Below are 17,351 nucleotides of genomic sequence, written 5' to 3'. Positions count from 1 at the left end.
ATTAGTCAATGATAATTTGAAAGAGATCATCAGTATTTTTAACTTGAAAGGCATTGTGGTGCGGAATGAAAAATTGTCATTGCGAGGAGATGCGAAGCATCGACGCGGCAATCTCAGGAATCCTATTTCTTGAGATTGCCACGCTCCTTTCAGTCGCGTAGCTCATGACTACTGCCACCAATTTTTCAAATTAAACGAGTATACCCTCTATCTTTGCAGCTAAAATAAAATCGCTTTCAGTAAGACCATCAATTTTATGAGTCCATATTTCTACACTGCATGCTCCCCAAGATATAGTTAAATCTGGGTGATGTACTTCCTGCTCAGCAATTTCAGCTATTTTATTAGCAAATTCTATAGGTTGCATAAAATTAGGAAACTTATACTTTTTGTATAGATGTCCTGACTTATTCACTATCCATCCATTTTGTAATTCAGATAGTAATTTATCGATTTCTTTTTTCTCAAGAGGTGGAACACCTCCCTCGCATGGAATACATTTTTTATCACTTAGTGAACATGTTATTGTCATAATAAACCTCTTTTTTAATTATTATTGTTTTATCTTTTTCCAGTCTAGATTATTTAGCATATCAAATAGCTGTTGAAAACTTTTAATTACAAAATATGTTTTCTGGAAAGAATCTGTTTCATACTCTGTTTTTATCACCTTATTTAAATCAAACTCCAAACGCATAGGAATTTCTGATTCTAAAGAGTAAATAGATTCACCTTTAGAGGAAATAATACCAGCTCCGTATATTCGCAAGTTATCATTTGACTGGATGAGTCCGAATTCAACCGTAAACCAGTATAGAGCTGAGGCGAATTTAAGCATACCCGCTTCAATGGCTTCTAAACCTTTTAGCCCAAATTGCTGCATAAAGTCAGCAAATACGGGATTTACAAGTAACGGCACATGACCGAAAACGTCATGGAATATATCGGGTTCTTCCAAATAATCAAGCTGATGAGGCTGACGAATAAAGCAGGTAGAAGGAAATTTACGCTGTGCTAGAAATTTAAAAAATAAATCTTCAGGTATAAAGCCTTTTACCGGTATTATAGAAAAATTGGTTTCTTTCATTAATATTCTATTAAGCTCCGAAAATTTAGGAATTCGATCATTACAAATTTTTAGTTTTTCTATTCCTTCTACTATTTCGTTTGTAGCTCTGTTTTTTAATAATTCGGTATGTCTGTTAAATAATGTTTTCCAAATTTCATGATCTATTTCAGTAAATTTTTCCCATTGCTCAGAACACACCATTGGGTGGTCTAATAAAGATGACATAGTTTCCTCGTAAGAATAATATTGTTTGATTTAATTTATTCTCTTTTGTAAGTATTAAAACGTCATAATTGTCATCCCGTGGCAGTATTGCCCGCGTGGATGTCAAGTCGTCATTGCGAGCGGTCATAGACCGCGTGGCAATCTCATTAAGCATCCTGAGATTGCTTCGTCGCTATGTTCCTCGCAATGACGTTTTTTAGTACTTAAAAGAGAATTTAGTTAATTGGTAATAATTTAGAATTCGATATTAATATCGATAATAAGAAACTTTAGTGTAGTAATATGAGAATGGGGTGGTGAAAGATATTAAATTAGCCGCAACACAACTAAATGTGAGGGATGGAATTTTTATAAGCTGGCTAATTGGTGAGATAGACATTGTTTAAACCTGTTTGTTAAATTACATAATCGAGATATTTTTAAATTTTGATAATAGTAATACATGATTTACTCCTTAATTAATCATAAATTAATTATAACATACTTAACATAAAGCTTCAATAGGTTTTATCAATTAACACAAATACAATCGCATATTGTGTTACTGCGGCGAAGATTGCAGCAGCTAGATCATCAACCATAACCCCAAGGCTACCTTTAATATTTTTATCAAGCCAATTAATAGGCCAAGGCTTTAATATATCAAAAAGACGAAATAGAGAGAAAGGTAATATAAAAAGTAATATTATACTAACTTTTAAAGTACTTAAATGTTTTATCACGTTTGATTCGTTAACAAAAACTGCTGAGAAAAATACTAAAATAACAGTTAATAACTGCCCTACTACCTCGTCGATTACTACCTCTTTTGGGTCTTTGGAATCCGTATAGTTTAAGTATATTTTAGTAAAATATGTACCAAGTATTAGGAGTAATAGACATATAACAGAGGCTATAATGACCACGCTGACAAGCTGAGCTTCATTAAGCGTAAGATTTGCAAAAGGAATAATTATTTTATTATCAACAACAAAATACATTATAGCGTAACATAAAGGAAAAGCAGCAAGAGAGCCGAAAGTACCAGGGCAATATTTTATTTTTCCGATATAAAAGAAAGTAACAAAGAATTCTGAGAATTGTTTTTTGGTAAACATTTTTGCTCTGGATTAGATTTATAATATATAATATAATAAAATTTTAACTTATATAGCAAGAAATACTATGGGAATGAGCTTCAGCCATTTATTAATAGTTCTATTAATTATTTTTGTATTATTTGGTGCTGGTAAATTACCACAAGTTATGTCCGACCTTGCCAAAGGTTTAAAAGCTTTCAAAGACGGCATGAAAGAGGATGACAGCACTAAAAAAGATTAGATGTTGCAATTAAATATAGAATTTGATATGACAAATTTATCTATTACTATACCTGATGATATAGCTAAAGCAAGTAATGAAGTTGCTAAAAAACTAGGGCTATCTAGAACAGCTTTTATCCGTCAAGCAATTATACATGAACTTGATAATCTTCAATCTAAATTTGAGCAGGAAGGTATTATAAAGAGTTTTAATGCAATGAAAAAATCCCCTCAATATTTAGAAGAAGCGGAAGAAATAATGAATGGCTTAAACTCTGAATTATTAGAGGAAGAAAGTTAAATCGAAAAACGTTTTCGGTGTTATTTAGTTGCTTGACCTAGGTTGCTGTATGACTTCGGTGTCATTCCCGCGTATGTGCAGTAGTGTCTGGAAAAAAATAAACGTTATTATTAGTTTTTTCGTCATTGCGAGAAGAATTACAAAGTAATTCGACGAAGCAATCCAGTAAAAAATGCCAAAATTAGTTATTTTTTACTATTTTTCTGGATTGCCACGCGGTCTACGACCGCTCGCAATGACGGTTTTAATAATACTCCAATTTTCTCTGGACACTACTGCACCTACGCGGGAATGACACCGAGAACACTTTTCGATCCATGCGGGCAGAACTAATCACTCCCAATTAATCAGTTTTTTTACATAATTGATTTTATAGGACCAAAAGTAATTCTCATTGCTTTTTAAGGCTTTTATATCTAGAACAAAATCTTTCTCATCATAGATGAAAATTTTAATTAACTTGAGATATGATAAAGTACCAAAGATAATAGAACGAAATAAACCCAAATAGGATTTTGGCAATTGCTTATCAATTATAAGTATAATTTTATTGCATGGCGATTTGAATAAACTACGAATTAGAGTATAATAAGCATAGGATTTATAGGGTTTCTTAGCTAAAATAAACTCTATCATTAAATCCCTATCTATGCCATTTGGATAGATTTCCCGCAATAATTCTTCGTTTTTAATAATAAAATCTAAATATGGCTCGATAAGGGCTATTCTTTTTTCTACAATATTGTTCATAACGGTTTAATCTCTTTTGAATTAATTTTGATCACCAAGAAGCAAAGCTTTTTTGGTGACCGGGGAGTTAGAAACACCGTAAGAACAACAGCTATAATAGGCTTTAGGCTTAAAGCAAATGCTATAAGCCCTGAACATACCCTATTATCCCCCCGATCAAAAAAATCGAGGATTACATTTTTACGATAAAATGATAAATCGGTTCTTAAGAGGTTTCTACACTCCAGAACAGCATTTAGCTGCCCCAAAAAGATTCTAAGCAAAACTTTAAATAAGTCAATCTGATTTTGTAAGTCTTATTTAATGTATTAGTATAATAAACTCGGTTGAATTTTGTGGATTCCGTGGTGGGGTCACAGAATGACAGGGAAAAATGACCCATGCAACAAAGTCGACTTGTCCATGGGATGACAGAAGCCAATTTCATGAGGTAGTATAAAATTCCTGAGATTGCCTCCGCCCTATGCTATGCATTTCCTCGCAATGACGAAAAAATAAGCCATGCAACAAGGCTATACCATCAATGGAATATTATCTATTTAACTTCCAGAAACAGTAGAGTAATCCCCGTTCTCTTTCCTGATAATATCATATTGTCTTTGGGCTATTGAATCGATAAAATGGATATTACCAGATAGTCCTATATAATTTTGTCTACTATTTATTCTATTTAAAAATCTACTTAAATCGAATTCATTTCCTATGAAACTGGCAGTCATACGTCCTAAATCATAGGAAAGTAGATGCATAAAACCCATATGATTGATTCCGAGAGCTTTTGCTCGCTCAGGAACATTACTGTTAAGAGTATTCAACGAGCCAGTAAAGCTAATATCAATATTTTCTGGATAATCTACATCAATGCGGTTATCACCAATTAATATAGCTTTTTTATCTAAATTATATTTATTAATACTACCAGCAAGTAGGCTTAAATTTTTTGGATCATCCGATATATAAATAATAGGCTTTGTTGTATCGCTGCGTTCATTTATAATATCGGTATTATCCGAAACATTTTTTACAGCCTTTGCAATAGATTCAGGATTATCTTCATAAAATTCAGTAAGTGCTAAGGTGGCATTTTTCTGAATCAAAATATTTTGCATAACTTGGCTAACAGTTTGAGAGTGTTTGCCTGTAGGCAGTAATGCCATAAAATCCTTATGACTACTTCCATAATAATTAACGATCCGGATTAGCTGCTTTAAAGGTGCATGACCAAATACGAATAATTTATCATCTGCAAGAGCAGGGTTATTTGACATAGTTATTATAACAATATTATTGGCTTTGGCTTTTTCGGCTATTAAAGAAGTAAAGTTAGAATATAAAGGACCTAGAATAATTTTAGTTTTGCGTGCTACTATTTTATCCATAGCAGCTAATACATTTTTCTCATCTGAACCATCATATGACGTAACATGGATATAAGATTTTACTCCATCATTAAGACCCATTTTAATCAAATCTTTATATTGCTTACCAACAATACCATCAGGACCTTGGTTAGGCATTAAAATTGCAATCTCAATTTCTTTTTGTGCTTTTTTTATAGGTACAATAGTTTCTTCTTTGGAAGTTTGACAGGATGATAGATATAAGGAACAAAAAAACATTAAAATGATTTTTGCAAAGTTTCGTGTTATACTAGCCATAATATTACTACAAAATTAAAAAATTATGTTTTTAAAAGCGGGATTATATATTGTTTCGACACCGATTGGCAATTTTGAAGATATCACACTTCGTGCTATATCAACCCTAAAAAACTCGGATATTATCTTATGCGAGGATACTAGAATATCACAAAAATTGCTAGCAAAACATGACATTCGTACTAAATTACAAGTTTATAATGATCATAGTGACGAGAAAGACAGAGAAAATATTATAAATCTAATAAAAGCAAATAAGATAGTAAGTTTAATTTCTGATGCCGGCACTCCTTTAATTTCTGACCCTGGATATAAATTAGTACGAGATTTAAGATCCCTAAATTTCCACATAGATATAGTGCCTGGTGTCTCTTCACCAATCACAGCATTAACATTATCTGCCTTACCTACTGATCGCTTTCTATTTTGCGGATTCTTACCTAAAACTATCGAAAGCAAGAAAAAGCTCTTTACTGAATTTGCAAACATTCGTGCTACGCTAATTTTCTTTGAGGCTGCACCCCGCTTAATAAATACTTTATTAATAGCTAAGGAAATACTCGGAAATCGTGAAATATGTGTAGCACGTGAGCTTACTAAGCTTTATCAAGAAATTAAAACTGCAAATATTGATGAAGTAATAGCATTTTATCAAAATAATACTCTAAAAGGCGAGATAGTATTACTAATTTCAGGGATTTTACAAGAACAAGAAGAAAAGCTGGAGCTTGATTTAATAGGATTTATAGAATCATGTTTAAGTAAAGATTTAAGTGCTAAAACTACTACTGACCTTGCTTATGAAAAATTTAAAAATACATATAGCAAAAAAGAAATATACAGATTGGTAAATAAGCAAAAGATCTAACATAAATTTACTAATGCTAAAGAACAGCTAACAGATATAGTAAAAAAGGTAGAGCTGAAAAAAGCTGCTGAAATCGCAAAGAAAATGCTAATTGAGGGTATAGATCTAAGCATAATTTTAAAAGTAACGGATTTATCTACAAAAGAAATTGAAGAGCTAAAAGAAGAAGTCGAAAAGCTGAAATTAGAGATAAGAAAATGAATGGTCGTTATGTTAAATGTAACGACCATTTAGTAACTATTATTAACTACAGCTACAACTTTTTTTAGGTTTGTTGTTTTCTGCTGATTGTTCAAGTTTTTTACCCGCAGCTTGCATATCCTGCCCTGCTCCCTGCATTGTGTTACAAGCACTAGTTAAGAAAGCTACAGAGACTAATATAGAAGTTAGAATTATTGAACGCATATTTTACCTTTATCAAATTGAATCTAGATTTTATGAAGCAAATAAAAACTTGTCAATTTAAAATATAGGAAAAAGCATTATATTATTTACTTTTTGTACAATATCTCATTACTAATATACCGAACAACGCAGAAAGTAGTGAGCCGATAATTACCGCTACTCTCATAGAGTTTGAAGGGCAACCGCTTTCAAACGTAATACCGCCTATAAATAAGCTTAAAGTAAAACCGATTCCTCCAAGAATTGCTATAGAATAAAATTTTAACCATGAAGTATTACTTGGTAGGCTACAAAAATTAAACTTTACGCATGGATAGGAAAATAGCATAACCCCAAGTTGTTTACCTATAAATAAACCTAATATTACTCCAAAAGTTAAACTAGAGCAAACACTTCCAAAAGAGAAATCTTTTAGAAGAACTCCAGATACAAATAAAGGTAAAATAAAATAATTTACAAAAGGCTGTATTAACTTTTCAAGCTTATGAAAAGAACTATTAATTTCCCCTTTAATATTAACTGGTATAAAAAGTGCTATTATAGCTCCACATAAAGTTCCGTGAATACCTGCCTCAACCATACTTATCCATAAAAACATACCAATAATTGTATAATATAATAGATGCTTTACTTGCTTGTAGTTTAAGATAAATAAGATGATTATGATTACAAAAGAAATAAATAAAGCCAGTATATTTATTGCTTTAGTATAAAATAAAGCGATAATAATTAAGGCAACAGCATCATCAATTAATGAGAAACCAATAATAAAAGCACGTAATTCTAAAGAAATATATCGTCTAAAAAAAGATAAAATACCAAGAACAAAAGCAGTATCTGTTGCTATTGGAATTGCCCATCCTTTTATCAATTCAGGTTTATTATAATTGAAAAACACATATATTAACGTAGGAACTACTACACCTCCAAGTGCTGCCGCCATAGGTAATACTAATTTTCTTTTATTTTTGTATTCACCTTCTACTAAATGAAATTTCATTTCTAAACCTATTAATAGGAAGAAGAAAGTCATAAGAACATCATTAACTAACTCTATAAAAGTCGTTTCTAAACTTATATTTCCTATTGTTAAGGCGATTTTGCTGTAAATAAGAAAAATATAATGACCTCTTAGACTAGTATTACTGACGGTAATTGCTGAAGCGAATGCAATAATTAATATTATGCCAACGAAAGTTCCTGATTTAATTAATTCTTTTAGTTTATTATCTATACTCATGCTATTTAATATTATATCGAGATTATTAATATAAATTATTGAAACTTTTTAATAGTAATTTATTCTTATAAATAGGATAAAAGTTGTTTTTATGCTTAAGTAACATTATAGTCTTGTACGAATATATATAGGAATATATAATTATTAATTAAGATATTTTAGTATTAAATTTTATGCTAGCAGAACAACAAACTGAGTGGATTATCAGTAACAACCTAGTAAATAAAGGTTGGCATATAGATAATGATGTTAAAAAAAATGTTTATTTTCAAAAGCCTAAATTAAAAACAGAACAAACTAAGTTAAAAGGAAAGCGACCAGATTATATTTTATATGAAAGTAACACTGATAGACCTATCGCAATAATAGAAGCAAAGAAAGCAGGTAAGGGTTTAACTCAAGCTTTAGAGCAAGCAGCAGAATATGCAAAATTGCTTGATATCCCTATAGTATTCGCAATGAACGGAGCTTATTGTGAAGCTCGTTTTGTCGCTAACAATAAAGAGCTTATATTAAACGGCGATGAAGTAAAAGAATTACTGCGTGAAAAAGAATTATTAGCTTTTATAGACGTAAATAGCCACGAAGCTTGGACTATACCTAAAGAGGTCAAAGTCTCACGTGAGGAGTTAATATCCGTATTTAAAAACTTAAATAACCTTTTAAGAAGCGAGGGGCTTCGAGCAGGGATAGAAAGATTTAGCGAATTTGCAAATATATTATTCTTGAAATTACTAAGTGAGAATAATGAAAAATCTTGGTGGAATAGCATCAAGGCTCAATCAGATGACGATATTATCGGTTACATTAACGGACATGTTATAGAACAAATTAAGAATAAATATGGTGGCGATGTTTTTACCCCTATTTCTCTAAGTAATTCTAGTACTCTACGCCATATTATCAACATAATTGATCCTCTTATTTTATCTTCAACAAATATAAAAGATAATGCGTTTGAGTATTTTTTAGAAAAAACTAGATCAACCTGTGATTATTTGGGTGAATATTTCACTCCTAAAAATATAATAAAGCTTACGATCAATTATGTAGACCCTAAATTTGGTGAAACAGTATATGATCCTTTTTGTGGCAGTGGAGGGTTTTTAACAGAAGCTTTTAAATATATCAAAGAAAATAATATATTGTCAAAAGCAAGATTACAAGCCGTTATTCTACTACCATATTTTTTACCTTATACAAGAGTAAAACCTTCCATACTTTATTTCACTGACGCACATAAACCTAATTACCAAAGATACTATTGGTTTTATGAAAAAAAAATACTAGTACCACCTCAAACAACAAAAAAAAGAAAAAATAATTCTTCCAATTTCAAAAAAGTCGTTGAAAATTCAAAAATTGATATGTTTGAATTTAGTTTTGAGAGGATAGACTTAAAAGAAGTAAAGAATAATAATTATAATTTAGTTGGCTCTGCATATAGAGATACTAAAAATATTATTCCTACTAACCAAAAAGATTGTTATAGAAAAAATCACACTACTTGGTAAAAAGATTTTAGCAACAACTAGATAGTCAAAAATAACTCTAATGCACACTACCTACCTAAAAAACTTAATTAGTTTTGAATCTCTAACTCCCCAAAGTAACGGAGCTATTGAATATATTGACAATTTGCTTAAAGAACATGGCTTTAAGACCGAGGTGAAAATTTTTGGTGAGACCGAGCAAGTTACTAATCTTTATGCTGTTTATGGCAATAGTAAACCTAATATTTGCTTTGTTGGGCATGTTGATGTAGTTCCTGCTGGTGATCCTAACCTTTGGTATAATTCTAATCCTTTCAAAGCTCATAAGCAGGACGGAAAAATATACGGCAGAGGGGCAGTTGATATGAAAGGGTCAATTGCATGTTTTCTAGCAGCTAGCTTAGACTTCATAAAAAATAATACCGATTTTGTAGGTTCGATTAGCTTTTTACTTACTAGCGATGAGGAAGGGAAAGCAAAGCACGGCACTAAGGAGATGCTACAATATATATATAATCAAGGACACGAAATTGATTTTGCTATTGTCGGCGAACCTACTTGTGAAAAAGAGATAGGGGATACGATTAAAATTGGCAGAAGAGGAAGTATTAATTTTAAGTTGGCTGTAAAAGGCTTAGGTGGGCATGTAGCTTATCCGCAAAAAGCAAATAATCCATTACCTTGCTTAATAAAAGTATTAAACGAGCTAACAAATATTAAGCTTGATAAAGGTACTGAATTTTTTCAAAGTTCAAACCTCGAAGTAACAAATATTGACGTTGGTAATAATACTACAAATGTGATTCCCGAAACAGCAATTGCACATTTTAATATACGTTTTAATAACTTGCATAGTGCAGAAACTCTAGCAAAACAGGTAGAAGAAATTATTAAACAACACTGCCAAAAGTATAAATTAGATTATACGCTAGAATATAATAGCTCTGCCGATAGTTTTATTCAAAATCCTAATGATAAGATAAAAGAATTTGCTACAATAGTAGAAAAAACTCTTAATATAAAACCAAATTTTTCTACAAGCGGCGGTACATCCGATGCAAGATTTGTTAAAAATTATTGCCCCTTAGTAGAATTCGGTTTATTATCAGACGCTGCACATAAAATAAACGAATATACCAAAATTAGCGATTTACAAAAATTATACGATGTGTATTATAATTTTTTAATGGAAACATTAAATGTTACTGGATCCCCGCCTATGCGGGAATGACATTAAAGTAAAATTGAACGATACAGCCAATTTTTCAAATAAAACAAGTATATGCGGATGTGATGGAACTGGTAGACATGCAAGATTTAGGTTCTTGTGCCGCAAGGCGTGGGGGTTCAAGTCCCTTCATCCGTACCACTTAAATTTTTTCTCATAAGAATAGTATTAAGGTTTTTATGCAGCAATTTAGTATTTATCAAACAAGTGATGAATTACTGCTGAAAGCAATTTTTCTTTTGATAGAGAAGTGTTATTATTCTGATCTTAAGAGCGTTGTACTTACTGTTGATACAGAGCAGCAAGAAATGCTAAATAAAAATCTTTGGACTTATTCCCGCAAACAATTTATCCCTCACGGCAGTAAAGTTGACCCGCAACCTGAAAAACAGCCTATTTACATTACTGATACACTACAAAATCCCAATAACGCTAGTGTGCTTATTATTATCTCACCGACTAACATAGAGAAAATTTTACAAGCTAAAGAGTATGTCAGCGATTTTAAAAGAATAATTATAATAACTGATTTACCGGAAGATTTAAAAAAGCTGAATTTAAAAATAAGCCAAATTACTAAACAGGAAAACACTATAGACTGTTTTACTCAAGATCAACGTGGTTCGTGGAATAAAATATGACATATTTAATTACTGATGAAGATATACAAGAAACAATATTTGTAGCTTCTAACAAAGAATTAAGCGATTCGATCATTGAGGGATTAAACACTCCTATAGAAAAATGCATCCCTATTAAGTTAACATAAAAAATATACTATCCAGCATATGATAGACTAATGCTTATGATCGTGGTGGTGAGTATAAAAGCCTAGAGATGAAAGGGCATTTGAGAAATCAGAGTTTGGAGCTATAGCATTTGGAGTTCCGGTGCAACATATATGACCATTCAAGCATATTACTTGGTCAGAATTTTTAATTACTGTAAATAAATCATGTGAAATCATGAAAACAGTAATATCTAGCTTCTTACGGATTAAACTAATAAGCTGATAAAATTCTTGCTGGCTTGTGACATCTAAAGATTGTAGTGGCTCATCTAAAATAATTAGATCTGGTTTGCTAAGCAAAGAAGATGCGAGAACTATCTTTTGAAACTGTCCGCCTGAAAGCGTAGAAATTTCTTGATCTTTTAAACGCTCCAAATCGATGAATGTGTGAATTTCTTTAATATCATTAGCAAGATTATTTGGTGCTAGTAAATCTAAGAACTTCTTTACTGTAATTGGCAAATCAGAACTTAAGTTAAATTTTTGCGGCACATAACCGATCTTTAATCTAGGATCAATTATAATCTCGCCACTTGTTGGTTTTTCAAGCCCAAGCATTAGCCTAACTATAGTAGTTTTACCTGCCCCGTTTGGTCCTATTAAAGTGGTAATATTATTTTTTTTAACAGTGAAACTAACGTTATTTATCGGTAACTTATTACCGAATTTTTTAGATACGTTATGAAATTCTATTATGGACTGCATGGACTAGTTTACTTCTGTTATCCCGTGGCTTCGATGTCATTCCCAGCAACGGCGGGAATCTAGTCAATTATCATTGTCATCCCGTGACTTGATCACGGGATCTTGTGCCATAGAATATGTCCTGAGATACCGCGGTCAAGCCGCGGTATGACAGACTTTTTTCTGGATTCCCGCCTTCGCGGGAATGACATAGAGAATTATTTACGTCGAGTAAATACCTATCAGCTCCGCCTGACCTAATAAATGCTTTTGCAAAGCTAGTACTAAATCCTGCTTGCTAGCATTTTCTTCAAGTTCAAGATAATCATTTAAAGCATATAGCTTGAAAAAATACCGATGAGGCTTACCTGCTGGTGTGCATGGACCACCATATTTCTTTTCTTTCCAACCATTATTTAAAACTTTAATATCGTCATTTACTTCTCCTTCTTGGAGCTGCGTTATAGAAGCCGGAATATTGTAGATTATCCAATGATCCCATATGCCGTGCGGCGGTGCTAATTCTACCGGAGCATCTGGGTCATCCATAATTAAAACAAAAGATTTAGTATTTGAAGGGAAGCCGCTCCACTCTAAATGCAGAGAAATATTCTGACCTTTACAAGTAATATGCTTAAACGCCGTACTTGTTATTTCAAAAGTCATTGAAACCTCTTTTTGTTTATAACGTCATTGCGAGGAGAGGCAAAGCCTCGACGCGGCAATCTCGTAAAGTCTCCTGAGATTGCCACGCTCCTTGCAGTCGCTCGCAATGACGCTTCAATAATCAATTAACAACTTGCCATTGTCCATCAGGTTGACGGCAGGCAGTGCCATAAGCTTTTTGTTGTTTTCCGCCTACTACAACTGTTTGGGTATATTCACGGCAATATTGACCGGTATTGTTTTTATAAGCTTTGCTTGGTGTTACAGTACCATAATTACCATTATCAGGATTACGCCATTGTACACTGCTACCACTTGGTGCAGCTTCTAAAGCTCTTTGGGAGGTAAGCTCTGCAAGTTTTCTATCTTGTTCATCCATACCTGCACCAATTTGGTTACCAAGGATTGCACCAAGTAATGCACCTGCTCCTACTGCAGCAAGTCGTCCTGTACCACCGCCAAATTGAGAACCTAGTAATGCACCGGCTGTTCCACCGATTAGCGTACCACTACCTTGCTTATTCATGCCGCCCGGACCTTGGCATGCTTGCAACATTGAAGCTGCAAGTAATATAACAATAATTTTAGATATTATTTTCATATGATTTCTCATTTTAAAGTACTATATACGGTTTTTGGAATTTTGTAAAGTATAAACCTAATTCTAATTGAATTTTATATTTTCTTTGTTAAACTACTAAAAGGAATTGGAAATATTATTTATGGATATTAATAGTCGTAATTTATTAATAAAATCGGCATCTTACTTATCAGTTACTACGGCATTAATTATTCTAAGCGTAAAAATATATGCTTGGTTTGTGACTGATTCGCAATCAATACTTGCTTCTTTGATTGACTCAATGCTTGATATAACTTCTTCTTTTATAAATTTAATAGCTTTAAGATTTGCATTGCAACCACCAGATTATCATCACAGATTTGGGCATGAAAAAATGCAAGATTTAACACTTTTCTCTCAATCAATATTTTTCTTTGCATCAGCTTTTTTTGTCGGTTTTTCCTCTATCAAATCCTTGTTTGAAAAAACTAAACCAGAAAATATTAGCGATGGTACGATGATAATGTACATATGTATATTTTTAACAATTATCTTAGTGCTTTATCAAACCTATGTAATAAAAAAAACTAAATCAGATATAATTAAAGCTGATAAGCTACATTATTTTACCGATTTACTTACTAATGTTATAGTAATTATCTCTTTAAATTTAAGTGATCGTTTTTGGTTTGTTGATCCTTTATTTGGAGTGGTTATTGCATTATATATATTTCATACTTCTTATTCCTTATTTAAAAAAGCTTTTAAAAATTTAGTTGATCATGAATTACCAGAACAAGACAGACAAAAAATTATTGCAATAATTAATAAGCATCGTGGCGTGAAAGGTGTGCATGAAATGAAAACTAGATATGCCGCCCAAAAAGCTTTTATACAATGCCACTTGGAAATGGATGGCAATATGTCGCTTTATAATGCTCATGAAATTAGCGATGAAATTGCTTTTGATATATTACAAGAATTCCCTGACTCTGAAATAATAATCCATCAAGACCCTTATGGGGTGGAAGAGCATGTCAATTATCGTGAATATATTGTCAGATGAATGATGAATTTTGATAATTTTTTTATGCGAGAAGCTTTAAAACAAGCAGAACTTGCTTTTAGTAAAAACGAAGTGCCGGTTGGAGCAGTTATTGTTGATAGAGAAAATCAGAAAATTATAGCTAAAAGTTATAACAACACAGAAGAAAAAAATAATGCTCTTTATCATGCTGAAATTATTGCAATTAATGAAGCATATAAAATTATATCTTCTAAAAATTTAAGCAATTACGATATATACGTTACTTTAGAGCCTTGTGCTATGTGTGCTACAGCTATCGCTCATAGCAGATTGAAACGTTTATTTTATGGTGCTTCTGATTCAAAACACGGAGCAGTTGAGAGCAATTTGAGATATTTTAACAGCAAAGCCTGCTTTCACCGACCGGAGATATATAGTGGAATTTTTGCTGAAGATTCTGCCTTATTAATGAAAGAATTTTTTAAAAAGATAAGAGACTAAGAAAACAACGTGCTACATGCGTTCAAATCAGTTTACTATTACTATATCAGTCAAAAGGTTTTACTATAACCATAATAACCGCAACAATCATGCAAATGGCAGGAATTTCATTTACTATGCGGTAAAATTTTTCTGAATGAACATTCTTGCCAATGGCAAAATCTTTTCGCCATCTTGCAAGTAAGCCATGAAATATTACTAAAATTAATACTGCAAACATCTTAACATGAAACCAAGCATCAAGGGCAGCAAATCCATAAATATAAGCATTTATTAAACCAAATATAAAGGTGCTAATCATTGCGGGATTCATGATGAATCTAAGGAGCTTTAATTCCATTATTTGGAAAGTTTTATCTGTTTCACTACCTACTTTGACCTTAGTATGATAAACATATATCCGTGGTAAATATAACAATCCTGCCATCCAGCATATCGCAGAAATTAAATGAATTGATTTAAACCATAGGTAGTAATTTGCCATTTTCTATCCTTGTTTTTATAATTTTTTATTTACTGGATTCCCGCATAGGCGGGAATGAGGTAAAGCACAAACATTTACTAAATTTATCAGGACATATTCTTTCACTATTACTACTAGCTACTAAAAAATCACCCTCTTTTTTATTAATAAATTTTAATAAAGTACTTGTCAAACTTTTAATAAAAATTTTATTTGTGCTAAGCGTCGCGATTCTATTATATTTTATTTTATACTTATCTGCAATTAACTTATATTCAATATCGAGCTCAACTAGTGTTTCTACGTGTTCAGAAACGAAAGCTATAGGCACAATTATTATATTTTTATTTTGCTTCCCTGCTATTTCTATTTCATCTTCTGTATTTGGCTTTAACCATTCTACAGGTCCTACTCTACTTTGATAAGTTACTTTATAATCTAGATCTTTTATATTTAACTCTTTAACTACTGCTTTTACTGTTTCTTCTACTTGAAAACTATATGGATCTCCTGCATCTATTATTTTTTGAGGCAAACCATGAGCTGAAAATAATATTCGAAAATTTTTATCAAATATTTTTTCTTTTATTAAAGCAGTATGAGCTTTTACAAAATTTTCTTCTACTGGATAACAACAAACAACTTTAACCGGAATATTAAAATCAAAGTTACTTAAAAAATTCTTTACCGATGAACCTGTAGTTGTTGTTGAGAATTGTGGATATAGGGGTAATAATATCACCTCTGTAGGATTATATTCTTTTATTTGCTTTATGGTTTCTTCTATTTTTGGTGAGGCATAACGCATATTTATAAAGATATTAAAATCTTCATTGGTAGCTTGTTTTAAATTTTCTGCCAATGCTAGTTTTTGTTTCTCTGTTTCTTCAAGTAAAGGCGATTTACCCCCTATTAGAGAATATATTTTTTGAGATTTCCTTTCTCTCGTTGTAGATATTAATTTAGCAATAATATAACGTAACGGGTTAGGTAGATTAATAATAGCTTTATCATAAAACAAATTAAATAAGAATGGCTTCACTGATTTAAGACTATCTGGACCACCTAGATTAAAAAGCACTATTGCTATTTTTTTTTTTATTTATATTCATATTCCCTAATGCATTTTACTAAAAATTCTACATTTTCTGGCGGTGTTTCCGGTAAAATACCATGTCCTAAATTAAAAATAAAATTCTTATTTTCCATTATTGATAAAATTTTATGGATTTTTTCTTTTATTATTTTTTTATTAGTAAGCAATATTACCGGATCTAAATTACCCTGCACTATTACTTTATTACTCCACAATTTCATTTTCTCAAGCGGTATTAATGGATCAATAGCTAAAATATCTGTTGGTACTTCTTCTAAAAATTTTTCATATAAAAGCCCTGCACCTTTAGGAAAAGTAATAATAGGAATATTTGGAAAAGCTTCTTTTATATTCTTTATTATTTTCTTCGTTGGTCTTATCACAAAATCATCAAATTCTTCTTCCGGTAAAATACCAGCCCATGAATCAAAGATTTTTACTATATTTGCACCTGATTTTATTTGATTTATAAGATGATGAATTGTTTTTTCTGTAATAAACTCAAGTAATTCTTTTGCTAATTCTTCATTTTCATAAATAAATTTTTTGCTAACTCTAAAGTCTTGTTTACCTTTTCCTTCTAACATATAAGTCATTACTGTCCAAGGACTACCAGCAAAACCTATTAGAGAAGTAGATTTAGGTAATTCTTTCCTTACTTTTTTTACTATTTCATATACTTTTTCTAATTTATCACTTGAATTACTTTGTAAATATTTAAAATCTTCTTTTGATTTAAATTGCTTTAGTACTGGACCTATGTTTTCTTTAAAATCTACTTCCCAACCGAGAGCGTGCGGCAGTACAAGTATATCAGAGAAAATTATTGCTGCATCAAAACCAAAACGCTTTATTGGTTGTAGTGTTACTTTTGTTGCTTTATCTACATCATAACAAAATTCTAAAAAATTTTTTACCTCTTTTCTTACTGCCATATATTCAGGCAAATATCTACCAGCTTGTCGCATTAGCCAAATTGGTGGTTTATTATCTAATATTTTAATAGGATTGGAAATCAATGTCA

At 31.5% G+C, this 17,351-nt stretch carries 20 protein-coding genes, 1 tRNA gene and 2 pseudogenes; 10 read left to right on the top strand and 13 right to left on the bottom strand.

Features of this window, described 5'->3' with window-relative positions; translation table 11 throughout:
* Positions 1 to 190: 190 nt before the first annotated feature.
* The 3 genes from AAHF54_RS00115 to AAHF54_RS00105 all read right to left on the bottom strand — a co-directional run bounded on the left by AAHF54_RS00115 (position 191) and on the right by AAHF54_RS00105 (position 2,391).
* Positions 191 to 532, bottom strand: a complete 342-nt coding sequence (locus tag AAHF54_RS00115; protein ID WP_342170015.1) for a 4a-hydroxytetrahydrobiopterin dehydratase — start codon at positions 530 to 532, stop codon at positions 191 to 193.
* A gap of 21 nt (positions 533 to 553) precedes the next feature.
* Positions 554 to 1,294, bottom strand: a complete 741-nt coding sequence (locus tag AAHF54_RS00110) for a phenylalanine 4-monooxygenase (RefSeq protein ID WP_342170014.1) — start codon at positions 1,292 to 1,294, stop codon at positions 554 to 556.
* Between the two features lie 497 nt (positions 1,295 to 1,791).
* Positions 1,792 to 2,391 (bottom strand): phosphatidylglycerophosphatase A, encoded by a 600-nt coding sequence (locus AAHF54_RS00105; protein ID WP_341788619.1) that lies wholly within the window; start codon positions 2,389 to 2,391, stop codon positions 1,792 to 1,794.
* Positions 2,392 to 2,458: 67 nt separating this feature from the next.
* On the opposite strand from AAHF54_RS00105, the gene AAHF54_RS00100 reads away from it, so the two are divergent.
* Both AAHF54_RS00100 and AAHF54_RS00095 read left to right on the top strand, forming a co-directional pair.
* The gene (locus AAHF54_RS00100) at positions 2,459 to 2,614 is read left to right on the top strand and encodes a Sec-independent protein translocase subunit TatA (protein ID WP_016947907.1); all 156 of its coding nucleotides are present in this window, start codon (positions 2,459 to 2,461) and stop codon (positions 2,612 to 2,614) included.
* A gap of 27 nt (positions 2,615 to 2,641) precedes the next feature.
* Positions 2,642 to 2,896 (top strand): ribbon-helix-helix domain-containing protein, encoded by a 255-nt coding sequence (locus AAHF54_RS00095; RefSeq protein WP_342170013.1) that lies wholly within the window; start codon positions 2,642 to 2,644, stop codon positions 2,894 to 2,896.
* Between the two features lie 333 nt (positions 2,897 to 3,229).
* On the opposite strand, the gene AAHF54_RS00090 is transcribed toward AAHF54_RS00095, so the two are convergent.
* On the bottom strand, positions 3,230 to 3,646 hold the full coding sequence (locus AAHF54_RS00090) for a hypothetical protein (protein WP_341788617.1): 417 nt from the start codon (positions 3,644 to 3,646) through the stop codon (positions 3,230 to 3,232).
* 539 nt (positions 3,647 to 4,185) lie between these two features.
* Positions 4,186 to 5,304 carry a penicillin-binding protein activator gene (locus AAHF54_RS00085; RefSeq protein ID WP_341788616.1) on the bottom strand — a complete coding sequence of 373 codons (1,119 nt, stop codon included), beginning with the start codon at positions 5,302 to 5,304 and terminating at the stop codon, positions 4,186 to 4,188.
* Between the two features lie 25 nt (positions 5,305 to 5,329).
* Here AAHF54_RS00085 and rsmI point away from each other — a divergent pair, with 25 nt between their 5' ends.
* Complete coding sequence (gene rsmI / locus AAHF54_RS00080; RefSeq protein ID WP_341788615.1) at positions 5,330 to 6,172, top strand: 16S rRNA (cytidine(1402)-2'-O)-methyltransferase; 843 nt, start codon at positions 5,330 to 5,332, stop codon at positions 6,170 to 6,172.
* 243 nt (positions 6,173 to 6,415) lie between these two features.
* Here rsmI and AAHF54_RS00075 read toward each other — a convergent pair whose 3' ends face one another.
* Both AAHF54_RS00075 and nhaA read right to left on the bottom strand, forming a co-directional pair.
* Entirely contained in the window at positions 6,416 to 6,577 is a 162-nt protein-coding gene (locus AAHF54_RS00075) for an entericidin A/B family lipoprotein (protein ID WP_011478066.1), read from the bottom strand.
* 82 nt (positions 6,578 to 6,659) lie between these two features.
* A complete protein-coding gene (nhaA, locus tag AAHF54_RS00070) occupies positions 6,660 to 7,817 on the bottom strand; it encodes a Na+/H+ antiporter NhaA (protein WP_342170012.1) in 1,158 nt (385 codons plus the stop codon).
* 173 nt (positions 7,818 to 7,990) lie between these two features.
* On the opposite strand from nhaA, the gene AAHF54_RS00065 reads away from it, so the two are divergent.
* From AAHF54_RS00065 to AAHF54_RS00045, 5 genes are all read left to right on the top strand, one after another.
* On the top strand, positions 7,991 to 9,331 hold the full coding sequence (locus AAHF54_RS00065; protein WP_342170011.1) for an N-6 DNA methylase: 1,341 nt from the start codon (positions 7,991 to 7,993) through the stop codon (positions 9,329 to 9,331).
* 40 nt (positions 9,332 to 9,371) lie between these two features.
* Positions 9,372 to 10,541, top strand: coding sequence for a succinyl-diaminopimelate desuccinylase (dapE, locus tag AAHF54_RS00060; RefSeq protein ID WP_341794685.1), 1,170 nt, complete (start codon positions 9,372 to 9,374; stop codon positions 10,539 to 10,541).
* 53 nt (positions 10,542 to 10,594) lie between these two features.
* A tRNA-Leu gene (locus tag AAHF54_RS00055) sits at positions 10,595 to 10,679 on the top strand.
* Between the two features lie 38 nt (positions 10,680 to 10,717).
* Positions 10,718 to 11,179 carry a DNA polymerase III subunit chi gene (locus tag AAHF54_RS00050; protein ID WP_341788610.1) on the top strand — a complete coding sequence of 154 codons (462 nt, stop codon included), beginning with the start codon at positions 10,718 to 10,720 and terminating at the stop codon, positions 11,177 to 11,179.
* Complete coding sequence (locus AAHF54_RS00045) at positions 11,176 to 11,307, top strand: hypothetical protein (protein ID WP_012152315.1); 132 nt, start codon at positions 11,176 to 11,178, stop codon at positions 11,305 to 11,307. Before AAHF54_RS00050 ends, AAHF54_RS00045 begins: the two co-directional genes overlap by 4 nt.
* 27 nt (positions 11,308 to 11,334) lie before the next feature.
* Here AAHF54_RS00045 and AAHF54_RS00040 read toward each other — a convergent pair whose 3' ends face one another.
* The 3 genes from AAHF54_RS00040 to AAHF54_RS00030 form a co-directional block, all read right to left on the bottom strand.
* Complete coding sequence (locus AAHF54_RS00040) at positions 11,335 to 12,033, bottom strand: metal ABC transporter ATP-binding protein (RefSeq protein ID WP_341794684.1); 699 nt, start codon at positions 12,031 to 12,033, stop codon at positions 11,335 to 11,337.
* A gap of 201 nt (positions 12,034 to 12,234) precedes the next feature.
* Positions 12,235 to 12,678 (bottom strand): YbhB/YbcL family Raf kinase inhibitor-like protein, encoded by a 444-nt coding sequence (locus AAHF54_RS00035; protein ID WP_342170010.1) that lies wholly within the window; start codon positions 12,676 to 12,678, stop codon positions 12,235 to 12,237.
* Positions 12,679 to 12,799: 121 nt separating this feature from the next.
* Positions 12,800 to 13,279 carry an RT0821/Lpp0805 family surface protein gene (locus AAHF54_RS00030; RefSeq protein WP_011478074.1) on the bottom strand — a complete coding sequence of 160 codons (480 nt, stop codon included), beginning with the start codon at positions 13,277 to 13,279 and terminating at the stop codon, positions 12,800 to 12,802.
* Between the two features lie 121 nt (positions 13,280 to 13,400).
* Between AAHF54_RS00030 and AAHF54_RS00025 the strand changes: the two genes are divergently transcribed.
* Both AAHF54_RS00025 and AAHF54_RS00020 read left to right on the top strand, forming a co-directional pair.
* Entirely contained in the window at positions 13,401 to 14,306 is a 906-nt protein-coding gene (locus AAHF54_RS00025) for a cation diffusion facilitator family transporter (RefSeq protein ID WP_341788607.1), read from the top strand.
* Positions 14,287 to 14,768: pseudogene (locus AAHF54_RS00020) on the top strand (nucleoside deaminase). Before AAHF54_RS00025 ends, AAHF54_RS00020 begins: the two are co-directional and overlap by 20 nt.
* A 46-nt stretch (positions 14,769 to 14,814) precedes the next feature.
* On the opposite strand, the gene hemJ reads toward AAHF54_RS00020, so the two are convergent.
* The 3 genes and pseudogenes from hemJ to hemE all read right to left on the bottom strand — a co-directional run.
* The gene (gene hemJ / locus AAHF54_RS00015) at positions 14,815 to 15,252 is read right to left on the bottom strand and encodes a protoporphyrinogen oxidase HemJ (RefSeq protein WP_341788605.1); all 438 of its coding nucleotides are present in this window, start codon (positions 15,250 to 15,252) and stop codon (positions 14,815 to 14,817) included.
* A gap of 25 nt (positions 15,253 to 15,277) precedes the next feature.
* Complete coding sequence (gene hemH / locus AAHF54_RS00010; RefSeq protein WP_342170245.1) at positions 15,278 to 16,333, bottom strand: ferrochelatase; 1,056 nt, start codon at positions 16,331 to 16,333, stop codon at positions 15,278 to 15,280.
* Positions 16,334 to 16,373: 40 nt separating this feature from the next.
* A pseudogene (hemE, locus tag AAHF54_RS00005) lies at positions 16,374 to 17,315 on the bottom strand (uroporphyrinogen decarboxylase); the annotation flags it as partial.
* Positions 17,316 to 17,351 lie beyond the last annotated feature (36 nt).

This window comes from Rickettsia endosymbiont of Seladonia tumulorum (genome assembly GCF_964030815.1).
Taxonomy (GTDB): domain Bacteria; phylum Pseudomonadota; class Alphaproteobacteria; order Rickettsiales; family Rickettsiaceae; genus Rickettsia.
This window is presented reverse-complemented; position numbering and strand designations above follow the sequence as displayed.

Coding starts and splice junctions, on each gene's coding strand:
- AAHF54_RS00115 (WP_342170015.1), bottom strand. CDS start 532: ATGACAATAACATGTTCACTAAGTGATAAAAAATGTATTCCATGCGAG.
- AAHF54_RS00110 (WP_342170014.1), bottom strand. CDS start 1,294: ATGTCATCTTTATTAGACCACCCAATGGTGTGTTCTGAGCAATGGGAA.
- AAHF54_RS00105 (WP_341788619.1), bottom strand. CDS start 2,391: ATGTTTACCAAAAAACAATTCTCAGAATTCTTTGTTACTTTCTTTTAT.
- AAHF54_RS00100 (WP_016947907.1), top strand. CDS start 2,459: ATGGGAATGAGCTTCAGCCATTTATTAATAGTTCTATTAATTATTTTT.
- AAHF54_RS00095 (WP_342170013.1), top strand. CDS start 2,642: ATGACAAATTTATCTATTACTATACCTGATGATATAGCTAAAGCAAGT.
- AAHF54_RS00090 (WP_341788617.1), bottom strand. CDS start 3,646: ATGAACAATATTGTAGAAAAAAGAATAGCCCTTATCGAGCCATATTTA.
- AAHF54_RS00085 (WP_341788616.1), bottom strand. CDS start 5,304: ATGGCTAGTATAACACGAAACTTTGCAAAAATCATTTTAATGTTTTTT.
- rsmI (WP_341788615.1), top strand. CDS start 5,330: ATGTTTTTAAAAGCGGGATTATATATTGTTTCGACACCGATTGGCAAT.
- AAHF54_RS00075 (WP_011478066.1), bottom strand. CDS start 6,577: ATGCGTTCAATAATTCTAACTTCTATATTAGTCTCTGTAGCTTTCTTA.
- nhaA (WP_342170012.1), bottom strand. CDS start 7,817: ATGAGTATAGATAATAAACTAAAAGAATTAATTAAATCAGGAACTTTC.
- AAHF54_RS00065 (WP_342170011.1), top strand. CDS start 7,991: ATGCTAGCAGAACAACAAACTGAGTGGATTATCAGTAACAACCTAGTA.
- dapE (WP_341794685.1), top strand. CDS start 9,372: ATGCACACTACCTACCTAAAAAACTTAATTAGTTTTGAATCTCTAACT.
- AAHF54_RS00050 (WP_341788610.1), top strand. CDS start 10,718: ATGCAGCAATTTAGTATTTATCAAACAAGTGATGAATTACTGCTGAAA.
- AAHF54_RS00045 (WP_012152315.1), top strand. CDS start 11,176: ATGACATATTTAATTACTGATGAAGATATACAAGAAACAATATTTGTA.
- AAHF54_RS00040 (WP_341794684.1), bottom strand. CDS start 12,033: ATGCAGTCCATAATAGAATTTCATAACGTATCTAAAAAATTCGGTAAT.
- AAHF54_RS00035 (WP_342170010.1), bottom strand. CDS start 12,678: ATGACTTTTGAAATAACAAGTACGGCGTTTAAGCATATTACTTGTAAA.
- AAHF54_RS00030 (WP_011478074.1), bottom strand. CDS start 13,279: ATGAAAATAATATCTAAAATTATTGTTATATTACTTGCAGCTTCAATG.
- AAHF54_RS00025 (WP_341788607.1), top strand. CDS start 13,401: ATGGATATTAATAGTCGTAATTTATTAATAAAATCGGCATCTTACTTA.
- hemJ (WP_341788605.1), bottom strand. CDS start 15,252: ATGGCAAATTACTACCTATGGTTTAAATCAATTCATTTAATTTCTGCG.